The organism is Variovorax jilinensis, from assembly GCF_030316885.1.
In the GTDB taxonomy this organism is placed as follows: domain Bacteria; phylum Pseudomonadota; class Gammaproteobacteria; order Burkholderiales; family Burkholderiaceae_C; genus Variovorax; species Variovorax jilinensis.
Window position 1 is genome coordinate 211268 of record NZ_JASZYQ010000001.1, and the last position, 14138, is coordinate 225405.

Sequence of the window (14138 nt, forward strand, 5' to 3'; positions counted from 1 at the left end):
GTGGCTTCAGTCGAGCTGCGCGCCCGACTTCTTCACGACCTCTTTCCACTTCGCGGTCTCGGAGGCGATGAAGCGACCCAGTTGCTGCGGCGAGCTGTCGGGCGCCTGTTCGAGGCCCTGCGAGGCAAAGAGCTGCCTCACCTTGGGGCTCGCGAGGGCATCGGCGAAGGCCTTGTTGAGCTTCGCGACCGTGGCCGGCGGCGTGCCGGCCGGCGCCACGATGCCGAAGAAGACGCTCACGTCGTAGCCGGTCACGCCCTGCTCCGCCAGCGTCGCAAGCTCGGGCAGGGCCTGCGAACGCTGCGCGGTCGCGATGCCGAGCGCGCGCAGCTTGCCGGCCTTGACGTAGGGCAGGGCGGTGAGCACGTCGGTGAAGCTCATCGATACCTGGCCACCCAGCAGATCGTTGAGCGCGGGGCCGGTGCCCTTGTACGGGATGTGCTGGAAGTCGGTGCCGGCGATGCCGTTGAACAGCACGCCCGCGAGATGCGACGAGGCGCCGTTGCCCGACGAGGCATAGCTGAGCTTGCCCGGGTTGGCCTTGGCGTAGGCGATGAGTTCGCGCACGTCCTTCGCGGGCACCGAGGGATTGACCACCAGGATATTGGGCAGGTAGCCGATCTGGATCACGGGCGCGAAGCTCTTCACAGGGTCGTAGCCGATCTTGCGGTAGAGGCTGCTGTTGATCGCGAGCGGGCCCGAGGTGCCGAACATCAGCGTATGGCCGTCGGCCTCGGCGCGCGCCACCAGGTCGGCACCGATGTTGCCGCCGGCGCCGGCGCGGTTGTCGACGATCACGGGTTGTCCCAGTGCGTCGCGGACCTCGGCCGCGAGCGTGCGGGCCATGGCGTCGGTCGGGCCGCCTGGCGGGAAGGGCACGATCAGCGAGATCGGCTTGGTCGGGAAGGCCTGTTGTGCCGCCGACAGGGCGGGCAGCAGCAGCAGGGCGCCCGCACAGCCGGCGAGCAGGATGGTCTTGAGCGATTTCATGTCTTGTCTCCTGGTTTCTTCGTGTCTGTCTTGTCCGTGGTGGTGGCCGCTCAGGCGGCGACCGTCTCGATCTCGGTGCCTGGCTGCATCTGCCAGGCGGCCGGCACGACTTGCGCAGTCAGCGGATCGCGCGGCAGCACGCGGTGCAGCAGCACCAGCTGCGCCCACTCGATGCGATCGGCGGAGCCGCCGCGTGCACCTTCCCAGGCCATCGCGATCGCGCTGCAACAGTGGTAGAGCGAGGAAGCCGCCTGCCGTGCCAGCAGGTCGCCGCCCTCGGCGGCCGCGGTCGTCGCCAGCTCGGCGGCGCGCCCGAGCGCCTCGCGCAGCGCGGTGGCGAAGGCCGGCGCGAGTCCGGCCTGATCGATCAGGTCGCCGAAGTGCGCCTGCAGCGCGGGCAGCGACTGTTCACGCTTGATCGCGCGGATGACATCGAGCGCGACGATGTTGCTGGTGCCTTCCCAGATCGAGCCGAGGTGCGCATCGCGCACCAGCCGCGGGTCGGACCATTCCTCGATGTAGCCGCAGCCGCCGCGCACTTCCATCGCGTCGCCCGTGACCTTGCGGGCATCGCGGCAGGCGCGGAACTTGATGAGCGGCGTGAGGATGCGCAGCAGCGCGTAGGCGCCGTCCTCGCCGGCGTCCGAGCGCGCCAGCGTGGCCGCGGTCTGGAACACCATGGTGCGGGCCTGCTCGGCCGGCAGGCGCAGCTTCTGCAGCTGGCGCTGCATGAGCGGCATGTCGGCCAGTCGACGGCCGAAGGCACGGCGCTCGGCGGCGACGTATTCGGCCTCGGCCAGTGCCCGGCGCATGAGGCCGGCCGAGCGCACGCCGTTCGACAGCCGCGAGTTGTTGACCATGTCGGCCATCTGCTGGAACCCGCGGCCCGCTTCGCCGACCAGGTAGGCGATCGCCCCCTCGAGGCGGATCTCGCCGCTGGCCATGGAGCGGGTGCCGAGCTTGTCCTTCAGGCGCAGGATGCGGTAGTGGTTGTGGCTGCCGTCGTCGAGCTGCCTGGGCAAGAGGAACAGCGAGACGCCTTTCATCCCTGCAGGTGCGTCGTCGGCCCGCGCCAGCACCATGGCGAAGTCGGCGTCGGGGTTCGAGCAGAACCACTTGTCGCCTTCGAGGCGCCACTGGCCGGTCTCGTCCAGGCGCGCCCGCGTGACGGTGGCCGCGATGTCGGAACCGGCCGCCTGTTCGGTCATGAACATCGCGCCCTGGGCCAGCGTGTCGAAGTCGAGCGACTGGAAGCGCGGCAGCACGCGCGCCACGAGTTCGGGGCTGCCGTACCTGCGCAGCGTGCGTGCGAGCGAATCGGTCATCGAGACCGGGCAGCAGAGGCCGAACTCGGCCTGGACGAACAGGTAGGTCAGCACGTACTTGACCAGCGGCGGCATCTTGCCCTTCCAGCCCAGCGTTTCGTCGCGGTGCGACATCGCGGCCAGGCCGAACTCGCTCAGCGCGAGGCGCTCCATCTCGACGTAGGCCGGGTGCTTGAGGATGCGCTGGTCGTCGATGCCGGTGCGCGTGCGCAGCGACAGCACGGGCGGGTTCCGGTCGGCGGTCCGGGCCAGCTCGTCGAGCGGTCCGCCGGCCAGCGCGCCGAGCCGCTCGAAGTGGGGCCGCAGATGCTGCAGCAGGTCGGCCGGCAGATACAGCGCGAGCAGGCGGTGCAGCTCGGTGTCGGTGCTGAACAGGTTCTGGCCGTGGCGATCGGGCACGGGGTGGGCGGCGCTGGTTGCGCTCTGCGCTGCGGGGATGGGCATGGCTTGTCTCCTTGGGCGGTCGCATCTTTGCCCGCCGGACGATTGCTGTCCAATATCAGATCTGTCTTGATTGATTTGATCTCGCTATCGTGAAAGACTGCGGTGCATGGAGCTTCGTCATCTGCGTTACTTCGTCGTGCTGGCCGACGAACTTCACTTCGGCCGTGCGGCGCGCCGGCTCGCGATCTCGCAGCCACCGCTCAGCGTGGCGATCCGCCAGCTCGAGGAATCGGTGGGCGCGCGCCTGTTCGAACGCAACAGCAAGGAAGTGCACCTGACGCCGGCCGGCCTGGCGATGCGGGACTCGGCGCGCCGGCTGCTGCGCCAGGCGGAAGAGGCCGCGCTGCAGGCGCGCGACGTCTCGCTGGGCATGGCCGGCCGGCTGCGCATCGGCTTCGTGGGCGCGATGCTTTACCGTGGTTTGCCGCAGGCCCTCGGCAGCTTCCAGGCCAGCCACCCGGCCGTGCGCATCACGCTGTCCGAGCTCAATTCAGGCGAACAGATCACCGAGCTGCTGCACGACCGGCTCGACGTCGGCTTCGTCCACAGCAGTCGCATGCCGGCCGAACTGCGCCATGCGCTGCTGGTGTCCGAACCCTTCGTCGCCTGCCTGCCGACCGGTCATCGCCTGGCGCGGCGGCGCAGCCTGTCTGTCGAGAGCCTGCGCGACGAGCATTTCGTGCTGTTCGCGCGCGCCGTCTCGCCCGACTACCACGAGCGCATCCTCGCGATCTGCGCCGGTGCGGGCTTCCTGCCCGAGGTGCGGCACGAGGTGCGCCACTGGCTGTCGGTGGTGTCGCTGGTGTCGCAGGGCATGGGCGTGGCGCTGGTGCCGAGTGCGCTGCGCCATGCGGCGCTGCGCGGCGCCGTGTTCCGCCCGCTCGAGGACGTGGCGACGCATTCGGACGCCTACGCCGTCTGGCAGGCAGGGCCCGGAAACGCGCTGATCGAGCGCTTCCTGGCCATCGTGCAGGCGCACCTGCCCGAGGAGGCGACACCCATCGACCCGCCGGCGGGCCTCAGGCGTACAGCGGCTCCTCGGCCATCGACTCGCACTGGTCCTGCAGCATCAGGATCTGGCCCTTCCAGTAGTCGCTCGACCCGAACCAGGGGAAGTTGATCGGAAAGATCGGGTCTTCCCAGCGGCGCGCCAGCCAGGCGCTGTAGTGGATCAGGCGCAGGGTGCGCAGCGGTTCGATCAGCGCGAGCTCGCGGCGGTCGAAGTCGCGGAACTGCTCGTAGCCGTCGAGCAGGCCGCTGAGCTGGCCGGTGCGCTGGGCACGGTCGCCCGACAGCAGCATCCACAGGTCCTGCACCGCGAAGCCGGTGCGGGCATCGTCGAGGTCGACGAAGTGCGGGCCGCCCCCAGGTCGGTCGGTCGGGATCCAGAGGATGTTGCCGGGATGGACGTCGCCATGCAGCCGCAGCTTCTTCAACGGCGGATCGGCGTCGCCGTCGTGGCCGCTGCCGAGCGCGGTGGCGGCGATCATCTCGAGCGCCACATTGCAGGCGACTTCCCATTCGCGCTGCACGTCGAGCGGCACCATCTGGTGGCCGAGCAGCCAGTCGCGTGAGGCGGTGCCGAATGTCTGCAGGTCCAGCGCGGGCCGTGCCACGAAGGGATGGCGCGCGCCGACGGCGTGGATGCGCCCGAGGAAGCGGCCGACCCATTCCAGCACCTCGAAATCGTCGAGCTCGGGCGCGCGGCCGCCGCGGTAGGGGCTGACGCTGAACGAGAAGCCGCCGTGCGCATGAAGCGTGCGGCCCTCGACCGCCAGCGGCGGCACCGCCGGCACCTCGGCCGCGGCCAGCTCGAGCGCGAATTCATGTTCCTCGAGGATCTCGGCCTCGCTCCAGCGGCCTGGCCGGTAGAACTTGACCACCACGGCGCTGCGGTCCTCGAGCCAGACCTGGTAGACGCGGTTCTCGTAGGAGTTGAGCGCCGTCAGGCGGCCGTCGCCGTGCATGCCGAGCGTGGCGAGCGCATCCAGCACGACGTCGGGCGTGAGGCGCTCGTAGGGATGGGCGGCGGAGGCCGGCGCAGGGGAGGACGTATTGAAAGGCGGCACGCCGCATTGTCGGGCCTGCGCCTCATGGCCGGCGATGCAATCGGTTTCGCCTTCGTCGCTGGGGCCGCGGGAGAGCGTGGTACAACGAAATGCCTCGTTACGCGGCCACCCGGCCAGGGGCCATCCGAATTCCCCTCGTCTCACCCTCACCGGAGCACAACCATGAGCATTTTCGGCAGCATATTCTCAAAGATCTTCCCGTCCGCCCAGGCTGCGCCTGCTCCCGCAGCCCCCACGCCGGCGCCCGCACCCGGCGCGACCGCCGCGCCGGCTCCGGCCGTGGCAGCGCCACCCCCCGCCATCTCGCTCGGCGACGTGCCGGCCATCCTCGACGCCATGCCCGGTGCCAAGAATCTCAACTGGCGCACCTCGATCGTCGACCTCATGAAGCTGCTCGGCCTCGACAGCAGTCTCGAGGAACGCAAGAAGCTGGCGGCCGAGCTCAGCTACGGCGCCGACACCAGCGACAGCGCGAAGATGAACATCTGGCTGCACCGCCAGGTGATGACCAAGCTCGCGGCGAACGGCGGCACGGTGCCGGCCGAACTGCGCGACTGATCCGGCACAGGCCGCAGCGCGCGGCCCGCCCGACCCTGGCCCTGCGCTCCGGCCGCGGTCGGACGGCCCGGCATCCGCCACGTGCCGCCCATGTACTTCCTCTGGCCCCAGTACCTCTGGCTCCTGCCGGCGCTGGCCTTGCTGCCGGCGGCCTACGTCTGGCTGCTGCGGCGGCGGAACAGGGCCGCCCTGCACTACAGCAGCCTCGGTGTCGTGCGCGCCGCGGCGGCCGGCCGCCAGTGGCGGCGCCACCTGCCGCCGGCATTGCTGCTGCTGGCGCTGGTCGGGCTGCTGCTGGCTGCAGCGCGTCCGGTCGCGCAGGTGCCCCTGCCCTGGGCGCGCTCGACGATCATGCTGGCGATCGACGTCTCGCTCAGCATGCGCGTGAGCGACGTCCAGCCGACCCGGATGGTGGCCGCGCAGGAAGCGGCAAAGCTCTTCCTTCGCGAACTGCCGAGCCACATCGAGGTCGGTCTGGTGACGTTCGCGGGCAGCAGCCAGGTGGCTCAGCGCCCGACGCTCGACCGCGCGGCGCTGACCGCGGGCATCGATGCCTTCCAGATGCAGGTCGGCACCGCGGTGGGCGATTCGATCGTGCTGTGCCTCGCGGAGCTGTTTCCCGAGGACGGCATCGACCTTGGCGAGCTGACCTTCGGCAGCCGGCCGCAGGCGCGCAGCCTGGACCCGAAGCCGCGGCCGGCACCGCGTGAGTTCAGGCCCGTGGCGCCGGGCTCCTTCGGCTCGGCCGCGATCATCCTGCTGAGCGACGGCCGGCGAACCACCGGCATCGACACGCTGGCGGCGGCCAGGATGGCGGCCGACCGCGGCGTGCGCGTCTACGTGGTGGGGCTCGGCACGGTCGACGGCGAGGCTGCCACGCCCGACGGCATGGCGATCTACATGAAGCTCGACGAGCCGACCCTGCGCGAGGTGGCGCGCATGACCGGCGGCGAGTACCAGCATGCAGGTACCGCGGAGAAGCTGCGCAACGTGTACGAGAACATGGGTTCGCGCGTGCAGGTGCTCACGCGCGAGACCGAGCTCGCGGGCGTGCTGGCGCTGGCCTCGGCCGTGCTGGCGATCGCGGCGGCGCTGCTTTCACTGCTGTGGTTCGGGCGCATGGCCTGAGCCCGGGCGCGCGGGGTCGCTACGCCGGTGGCGCCATCGTCACCACGTGGCCGCCGCGCGGATCGCCGCGCCCCGCCAGCACTTCGGCATAGGCGGCCTGCGCGGCTGCACCGCCGGCATGCCGTTGCGGCAGCAGCCACGGGGCCTTCGGGTCGGCCACCTTGGCGATGAAGGCCTGCCAGGCCTGCACCATGCGCTGGCCGAATGGCGCCGCGCCCCAGTCGGTGCTGCGCTTCTTGGCCTGTGCCGGCGCGAAGAACAGCGTGGCGCGCGGGCCGGGCAGCGTCTTGCCGGCGCCGCTGGCGGCGAGTTGCTCGACGTGCGTGCCGCCGATCGAGGCGCTGTGCTTCAGGTTCGCGAAGCGCGTGTGGATCCGGCGCCGCAGTTCGCCGTTGCCCGCGAAGTCGACATAGACGCAGGGCGTGTCGGCCGCAATCTGGTCGAGCTCCTCGTAGGCCAGCACGCGGTGGTAGCAACCCAGGCTCTCGCAGAAGGCCTTGTTGGCGGCCGAGGTCAGGCCGATGACCTCGATGCCTTCGCGCCTTGCCAGCTGGAAGGCCGTACCGTAGGCGGTCTTGCTCGATGCGCTCGACAGCAGCGCGGCGCCGGGACGGGCGCCGAAGAAGTCGTTGTCGTCCAGGAAGTCGTCGATCAGCCACGAGGTGAGGAACAGCGGCCGCAGCAGCACCTGCAGGTCCTCGGTGTCGGCGTCGTAGAGCGGATCGGTGCGCGTGCGCAGGTAGCGGTTGTAGAGCACGTGCAGCGCACTGCGGTGCGGGGCCGCGTCGGTGAAATGCTCGGGCGTCAGCCGGTCGGGCGTGAGCACCGCGCTGGCCGCCATCGGGAAGTAGCCATAAAGCCGCTCGCCGACCGCCACGCCCGGATGCAGCGACTGCGTCACGGTCGCGAAACCCCACACCGGCACGATGCCCCAGCCGTCCTCGCCGCTCGGGAAGAACTGCCAGTAGCTCATCGCGTCGCCGAAGGCCGCGTAGGTGATGTTGTTGGCGGTCAGCGCGAAGCGCTCGATGCGCACGCGCACCTGGCCGTCGGCGAGGCGCAGCTCTTCGGCCGCGTGCAGGCGGGAGGCATGCAGGTCGTCCTTGCGGACCAGGAGGGTGTCGTTGGGCATCGGCCGACCTTAGCGCAGCGGACGCGCAGGCGCACGAGAAAAAGCCCGGCAGGCAGTCGCTCTTGCGACCCCATGCCGGGCTTCGATGGCGGCTGGCGCCGCGCTCGTGAGATCAGGCGATCGACAGTTCGACGTCGATGTTGCCGCGCGTGGCATTGGAGTACGGGCAGACCTGGTGCGCGGTCTCGACCAGCAGCTTCTTCTGGGCATCGTCGAGGCCCGGCAGCGAGATCGCCAGCTTGACCGCGATGCCATAGGCCTTGCCTTCGTTGATCGGGCCGAGCGAGACGCTGGAGTCGATCGCGACATCGTCGGGTACCTTCACGCTGATCTTCGGGCCTACGGCCTTCATGGCGCCGATGAAGCAGGCCGCATAGCCGACCGCGAACAGCTGCTCGGGATTGGTGCCGGGCTTGCCCGAGCCGGGCGGGCTGAGCTTGACGTCGAGCGAGCCGTCGCTGGACTTGCCGGCGCCGTCGCGGCCGCCTGCGGTGTGGGCTTCGGCGGTGTACAGAACCTTGTCGAGCTTGGTGGTCATGGTGATTCCTTTGCGGTGGTGGTGGAGAAAGGGTGAGACGGGAGGGGCATGACGATGACGTTCAGGCTGCATTCGCGATGCGGTCGCGCAGCGACTGCACCTGCTGGGTGAGCGAGACCAGCTCGGGCACCGAGCACTGCGAGGCGGCCATGAGGCAGCCCGGCACCTGGGCCGCACGGGCCTTGAGCCGGCGGCCCGCGGCCGTGAGGCTGATGTGGACGCGGCGCTCGTCGGCGGCGTCGCGCAGGCGCACCACCAGGCCGTTGGCTTCCAGCCGCTTGAGCAGCGGCGTGAGCGTGCCCGAGTCGAGCGAAAGGCGCTCGCCGAGCTCGGACACCGAGAGGCCGTCGCGCTCCCACAGCACCAGCAGCACGAGGTATTGCGGGTAGGTGAGGCCGAGCTTCTCGAGCAGTGGCTTGTAGAGCCGCGTCATTGCGAGCGAGGCCGAATACACCGCGAAGCACAGCTGGTTGTCCAGCTTGAGCATGTCATCGGCGGAGAACTTGGCGGCGGGCATGGATCGAATGTTAACGAGCAATTAAATTGTGCGCAATCTAATTGCCGCGACGACCCTGCCGTGGACGCGGGATTCAACCCCGCATCAGCGCCTCGGCCACCGCCTGGAAGGCCGGCAGGGTCAGCGGGTCGTTGGCGCCGTTGGCGGCCATCGGATGGGCCGCATAGCGCGCGATCACCATCTCGGCCGTCGGATCGACATAGATGCACTGGCCGTGGATGCCGCGCGCCATGAAGGCCCGATGCGGGTTGTTCGTGATCCACCACATGTCGCGGTACGACCAGCCGTCGAGCAGGGGGTAGCCGGCCCGCGAGAACTTCGCCGGATCGCCGCCGCGCGTGATGTCGGCCACCGCGGCGGCCGGGATGGCACGCCGGCCGCCGGGTGCGATGCCGCCGTTGCGCATCGTCTCGCCGAAGCGCGCAAGGTCGCGCAGCGTGGTGTTGAGACCGCCGCCGCCGGCCTCGGTGCCGATGCGGTCGACCATGAAGTAGGCGTCCTGCTCGGCGCCGATGGGTCGCCAGATCTTCTCGCTCAGCAGGTCGGCCAGCGAGCGGCCGCTGGCGCGGCGAAGCACCCAGGCCAGCACCTCGGCATTGACCGTCTTGTAGGCGAAGGCGTCGCCGTGCGCGCCGTCCTTCTCGAGCGTGACGAGGAATTCGTAGAAGGACTTCGGGCCGGCGTAGCCCGGGCCCTGAACCAGCATGCCGCCCGCGCGCGCATAGCCCCAGACCTCGGCTGCGGGATCGGCGTAGTCCTCGGAGTAGCGCACGCCGATCGTCATGTCCATGACCTCGCGCACGCTCGCATCGCCATAGGCAGTGGGCGCGAGTTCGGGCAGGTGGATCGTGACCGGCGCCTCGGCATCCAGGGCGCCCTCGGCGACCAGGATCGCGGCCAGCGTACCGACGAAGGACTTGGTGACCGACATCGCGATGTGCGGGCGTTCGGGCGCCAGCGCGCCGAAGTACTGCTCGCAGACCACCGCGCCGCGATGCAGCACCAGGATGCCGTCGGCGTAGGTGCGCTCGACCATCTCGCCGAAGCTCATCGGCTGGCCCGCCGCAGTCGTGAAGGCGATCTGCGACAGATCGCGCGGCGCCGCCGGCAGCGGACTCGGCGGGCCGTTGCCGCGCCAGACGTTGGCGGTGGGCACGGTCTCGCGAACGTGCGAGAAGGACCAGCGCGTGCGCGGATAGGCGCCGCCCGCCGGATCGTCGAAGGTGATGAGCTTGTCGGTCGGGGGCGGGTAGCCCTGCATCCAGCCCATGGCGTCGACCGAGGTGGCTGCCGGATCGGGCAGCTCGGCGGCAGCGGCGGGCGGTGGCGACGACGACATCAACGGCCCGTGAAGCGTGCGGGGCGCCGCTCGACGAAGGAGCGCACGCCTTCGGCAGCATCCTCGCTGTTGGCGAGCGTCTGCTGCACCGGGATGAAGTCCTCGACCGCGGCCAGCGGACCTTGTTCGATCGCCTTGATGACGTTGAGCCGGGTCGCGACCACCGCCAGCGGCGCCTGGGCCGCGATGCGCTGGGCAATGCGCAGGGCCTCGTCGAGCTCCTGGCCGGCCGGCACCACGCGCTGGACGAAGTGCAGGCGCAGCGCCTCGGCGCTGTCGAACTCGTCGGCCGTGAGCAGGTGCAGCATGGCATTGCCGAGGCCGGCGCGCTCGGCCATGCGCAACGTCGCGCCGCCCGTGGCCATGATGCCGCGCTGCACCTCCATCTGCGAGAAGCGGCAGTTGTCGGCCGCGACCACGATGTCGGCGCCCAGCATCAGCTCGATGCCGACCGTGAAGCAGATGCCCTTGACCGCCGCGACCATCGGCTTGCTCCGGCGCCGGTAGCCGGCCAGGCCGAAATCGTGCGGCTCGACCAGCCCCTGCGGGATGGCCTTCTCGCCGCGCTTCATGTATTCGGCCACGGCGGGCAGGTCCAGGCCGGCCGTGAAGTGGTCGCCGAAGGCATGCAGCACACCGACGCGCAGCGCGGGATCGTCGTCGAGCCGGGTGTAGGCCTCGGCCAGCTGCCTGAACATCGGCGGCGTCCAGCCGTTGCGCTTGGCCGGCCGGTTGATGCCGATCAGGAGCACGTGGTCGAGCACCTGGGTGTCGATGCAGCCTTCGGCGGGTGGGGTGGTGGCGGTGGCGGTCATGGTGCTTGTCTCGTCGTCGTTGTGGTTTGCGGGCGGGTCAGTACAGATACACGCCGCGTTTCGTCTTGCGACCGAGCTGGCCGGCCGCGACCATTTCCTTCAGCAGCGGGCAGGGGCGGTACTTCGAGTCGCCGAACTGCTCGAGGTAGACCTCCATCACGGCCAGGCAGACGTCGAGGCCGATCATGTCGGCCAGCGCCAGCGGGCCGATCGGCTGGTTGCAGCCGAGCTTCATGCCGGCGTCGATGTCCTCGGCCGTGGCGATGCCCTCGGACAGCACGAAGAAGGCCTCGTTGATCATCGGCACCAGGATCCGGTTGACCACGAAGCCCGGTGCGTTCTTGACCGTGATCGGCGACTTGCCGAGTTTCTCGGACAGCGCCTTCACCGCGTCGTGCGTGGCGTCGCTGGTGAGGTAGCCGCGGATGATCTCCACCAGCGCCATCATCGGCACCGGGTTGAAGAAGTGCATGCCGATGAAGCGGTCGGGCCGCGAGGTGGCGGCGGCCAGCTGCGTGATCGAGATCGACGAGGTGTTCGACGCAATGATCACCTCGGGCGCCAGCAGCTCGTCGACCTGCTTGAGGATCTTGAGCTTGAGCGCGTGGTTCTCGGTCGCGGCCTCGATCACGAGCTGTGCGGACTTCAGGTCTTCGTAGTTCGTCGAGCCCTTGATCAGCGCCAGCGCCGCGGTCTTCTCGTCCTCGCTGAGCTTCTCCTTCTTGATCAGGCGGTCCAGGCTGCCCGACACCGTGGCCAGGCCCTTGTCGACCGCGGCCTGCGCGATGTCGACCATCACGACCTTGACGCCCGCGACCGCGCAGGCCTGTGCGATGCCGTTGCCCATCGTTCCGGCGCCGATGATGCCGACTGTCTGGATTGCCATGAGAAATGCTCCTTGAAGGGGAATGATTGAAAAGGGTGGGGCGGCCGGCAGGCGGCGGCCATGGGCTCGATTGTGGAACAGAGCGCACGGCCGCCGATTCCCGCGGGTGACAGCGCGAGCCTGCCGCCGGCCGCGCGATTCCATTAAAGTTCTGCGTCCAACCCAAGCACGAAGCGCACCCATGACCACCCTCGGCACGCCCCTTTCTCCTTCCGCCACCCGCGTCATGCTGCTGGGCTCGGGCGAACTCGGCAAGGAGGTGTTGATCGCGCTGCAGCGCCTGGGCGTCGAGACCATCGCGGTCGATCGCTACGAGAACGCGCCGGGCCAGCAGGTGGCGCACCATGCGCGCACGCTGACGATGAGCGACCCGGTACAGCTCAAGGCCCTGATCGAGGCCGAGCGCCCGCATCTCGTGGTGCCCGAGATCGAGGCCATCGCCACGCCCATGCTGCAGCAGCTGGAAGACGCCGGCGTGGTGCGCGTGATCCCGACCGCGCGTGCGGCCCGCCTCACGATGGACCGCGAGGGCATCCGCCGGCTGGCCGCCGAGACGCTGGGCGTGCCGACCAGCCCCTACAAGTTCTGCGATTCGCTGGCCGAGCTGCAGGCCGCGATCGACGCCGGCATCGGCTACCCCTGCATCGTCAAGCCCGTCATGAGCAGCTCGGGCAAGGGTCAGAGCAAGATCGACGGCCCGGCTGATGTGCAGAAGGCCTGGGACCACGCCATGGCCGGTGGCCGCGTGAGCCATGGCCGCGTCATCGTCGAGGGCTTCATCGATTTCGACTACGAGATCACGCTGCTGACCGTGCGGGCCCTCGACGGCACCGGCGTGGTGCAGACGAAGTTCTGCGAGCCGATCGGTCACGTGCAGGTCAGCGGCGACTACGTCGAGAGCTGGCAGCCGCATCCGATGGCGCCCGCCGCACTGCAGAAGGCGCAGCAGATCGCCGAGGCCGTCACGGCCGATCTCGGCGGCCAGGGACTGTTCGGCGTCGAGCTGTTCGTCAAGGGCGAAGAGGTCTGGTTCAGCGAGGTCAGCCCGCGCCCGCACGACACCGGCATGGTGACCATGGCCACGCAATGGCAGAACGAGTTCGAGCTGCATGCGCGCGCGATCCTCGGCCTGCCGGTCGACACCACGCTCAAGAGCCCGGGCGCCAGCGCCGTCATCTATGGCGGCGTCGATGCGCTCGGCATCGCCTTCGACGGCGCGGCCGAAGCGCTCGCGGTGCCGGGCACCGACCTGCGGCTGTTCGGCAAGCCCGAGAGCTTCGTCAAGCGGCGAATGGGCGTGGCGCTCGCGCATGCGGCCGACGTCGACACCGCGCGCCGCAATGCCAAGGAAGCCGCCTCGCGCGTCAAGCCGCGGCAGGCCTGAACTGCCTCGCCCTCAACCCTGGAGCCCTCATGCTGCATCCGCAAGCCAAAGCCTTCATCGACCTGCTCGAACAGCGCGGCGTGCCGCCCACCCACACGCTGACGCCACAGGACGCGCGCAAGTTCTATCGGGAACGGCGCGCCCTCACGCAGCCCGATCCGTCGACGGTGGCCGAGGTGCGCGAACTGCAGGCGCAGGGCGCGGGCGGCCCGATTCCGCTGCGGCTCTACCGGCCGCTGGGCTCCAGCGCGGACACGCTGCTGCCGGTGCTGGTGTACTACCACGGCGGCGGCTGGACCATCGGCGACCTCGACACGCACGACACGCTGTGCCGCGCGCTCAGCAACGGCGCGGGCTGCGCGGTGGTCGCGGTCGACTACCGCATGGGCCCCGAGCATCGCTTCCCGGCCGCGGTCAACGACGTGCTGGCCGCCACGCGCTGGGTGCGCCGGGAGGCGGCCTCGCTCGGCGTCGACGCGAGCCGGCTCGCGGTCGGCGGCGACAGCGCCGGCGGCAACCTGGCGGCGGTGGTGGCGATCGCGGCGCGCGATGCCGGCGACCTGCCGATCGCCTTCCAGCTGCTGATCTACCCGGCTACCGACATGCGCTGCGTGCATCCCTCGCATACCAGCAACGGCCAGGGCTACGTGCTGACCAGCGACAGCATCAAGTACTTCCACGACAACTACATCGACGATCCGAAGCACGACGCCGACTGGCGCGCCTCGCCGTTGCTGCACACCGACCTCGCGAACCTGCCGCCCGCGCTGGTGCTGACCGCGGGCTACGACCCGCTGCGCGACGAGGGCCTGGCGTACGCGGAAGCGCTTACGGCCGCGGGCAACCGCGCGAGCTACGTCTGCTTCGAGCGGCAGATCCATGGCTTCATCACGATGGGGCGGCTGCTCGACGAGGCCAACACCGCGGTCGACTTCTGCGCCGCGGCGCTGCGCCGCGCGCTCGGTTGATTCGTCGGCCCCCTGTTGACGCGAGCGCAGGATCGCCCTCTCGTC

At 69.8% G+C, this 14138-nt stretch carries 14 protein-coding genes; 5 read left to right on the top strand and 9 right to left on the bottom strand.

Annotation, left to right across the window (positions count from 1 at the left end):
* Window positions 1-6: 6 nt before the first annotated feature.
* Both QTH87_RS01105 and QTH87_RS01110 read right to left on the bottom strand, forming a co-directional pair.
* Entirely contained in the window at window positions 7-990 is a 984-nt protein-coding gene (locus QTH87_RS01105) for a Bug family tripartite tricarboxylate transporter substrate binding protein (RefSeq protein WP_286606185.1), read from the bottom strand.
* A 50-nt stretch (window positions 991-1040) separates the two neighbouring features.
* Complete coding sequence (locus QTH87_RS01110) at window positions 1041-2759, bottom strand: acyl-CoA dehydrogenase family protein (protein WP_286606186.1); 1719 nt, start codon at window positions 2757-2759, stop codon at window positions 1041-1043.
* A gap of 106 nt (window positions 2760-2865) precedes the next feature.
* On the opposite strand from QTH87_RS01110, the gene QTH87_RS01115 reads away from it, so the two are divergent.
* Window positions 2866-3879 carry a LysR family transcriptional regulator gene (locus QTH87_RS01115; protein ID WP_286606187.1) on the top strand — a complete coding sequence of 338 codons (1014 nt, stop codon included), beginning with the start codon at window positions 2866-2868 and terminating at the stop codon, window positions 3877-3879.
* Here QTH87_RS01115 and QTH87_RS01120 read toward each other — a convergent pair.
* Window positions 3779-4828, bottom strand: a complete 1050-nt coding sequence (locus QTH87_RS01120; RefSeq protein ID WP_286606188.1) for a serine/threonine protein kinase — start codon at window positions 4826-4828, stop codon at window positions 3779-3781. The genes QTH87_RS01115 and QTH87_RS01120 overlap by 101 nt on opposite strands.
* Before the next feature lie 162 nt (window positions 4829-4990).
* Between QTH87_RS01120 and QTH87_RS01125 the strand changes: the two genes are divergently transcribed.
* Together QTH87_RS01125 and QTH87_RS01130 are read left to right on the top strand one after the other, a co-directional pair.
* Entirely contained in the window at window positions 4991-5386 is a 396-nt protein-coding gene (locus tag QTH87_RS01125; RefSeq protein ID WP_286606189.1) for a DUF3597 domain-containing protein, read from the top strand.
* Window positions 5387-5476: 90 nt separating this feature from the next.
* A complete protein-coding gene (locus tag QTH87_RS01130) occupies window positions 5477-6514 on the top strand; it encodes a VWA domain-containing protein (RefSeq protein ID WP_286606190.1) in 1038 nt (345 codons plus the stop codon).
* A 19-nt stretch (window positions 6515-6533) separates the two neighbouring features.
* On the opposite strand, the gene QTH87_RS01135 is transcribed toward QTH87_RS01130, so the two are convergent.
* From QTH87_RS01135 to QTH87_RS01160, 6 genes are all read right to left on the bottom strand, one after another.
* Window positions 6534-7646 carry a DUF2855 family protein gene (locus QTH87_RS01135; protein WP_286606191.1) on the bottom strand — a complete coding sequence of 371 codons (1113 nt, stop codon included), beginning with the start codon at window positions 7644-7646 and terminating at the stop codon, window positions 6534-6536.
* A gap of 112 nt (window positions 7647-7758) precedes the next feature.
* A complete protein-coding gene (locus QTH87_RS01140) occupies window positions 7759-8184 on the bottom strand; it encodes an organic hydroperoxide resistance protein (RefSeq protein WP_286606192.1) in 426 nt (141 codons plus the stop codon).
* Window positions 8185-8245: 61 nt separating this feature from the next.
* The gene (locus tag QTH87_RS01145) at window positions 8246-8701 is read right to left on the bottom strand and encodes a MarR family winged helix-turn-helix transcriptional regulator (RefSeq protein WP_286606193.1); all 456 of its coding nucleotides are present in this window, start codon (window positions 8699-8701) and stop codon (window positions 8246-8248) included.
* Between the two features lie 73 nt (window positions 8702-8774).
* Window positions 8775-10040 (bottom strand): serine hydrolase domain-containing protein, encoded by a 1266-nt coding sequence (locus tag QTH87_RS01150; protein ID WP_286606194.1) that lies wholly within the window; start codon window positions 10038-10040, stop codon window positions 8775-8777.
* On the bottom strand, window positions 10040-10855 hold the full coding sequence (locus QTH87_RS01155; protein ID WP_286606195.1) for a crotonase/enoyl-CoA hydratase family protein: 816 nt from the start codon (window positions 10853-10855) through the stop codon (window positions 10040-10042). Before QTH87_RS01155 ends, QTH87_RS01150 begins: the two co-directional genes overlap by 1 nt.
* Before the next feature lie 37 nt (window positions 10856-10892).
* Window positions 10893-11741: a 3-hydroxybutyryl-CoA dehydrogenase gene (locus QTH87_RS01160; RefSeq protein WP_286606196.1), complete on the bottom strand. Its 849-nt coding sequence runs from the start codon at window positions 11739-11741 to the stop codon at window positions 10893-10895.
* Between the two features lie 181 nt (window positions 11742-11922).
* Here QTH87_RS01160 and purT point away from each other — a divergent pair, with 181 nt between their 5' ends.
* Together purT and lipP1 are read left to right on the top strand one after the other, a co-directional pair.
* Window positions 11923-13125 carry a formate-dependent phosphoribosylglycinamide formyltransferase gene (gene purT / locus QTH87_RS01165; protein WP_286606197.1) on the top strand — a complete coding sequence of 401 codons (1203 nt, stop codon included), beginning with the start codon at window positions 11923-11925 and terminating at the stop codon, window positions 13123-13125.
* 29 nt (window positions 13126-13154) lie between these two features.
* Window positions 13155-14093, top strand: coding sequence for a LipP1 family hormone-sensitive lipase (gene lipP1 / locus QTH87_RS01170; RefSeq protein ID WP_286606198.1), 939 nt, complete (start codon window positions 13155-13157; stop codon window positions 14091-14093).
* Window positions 14094-14138: the final 45 nt, after the last annotated feature.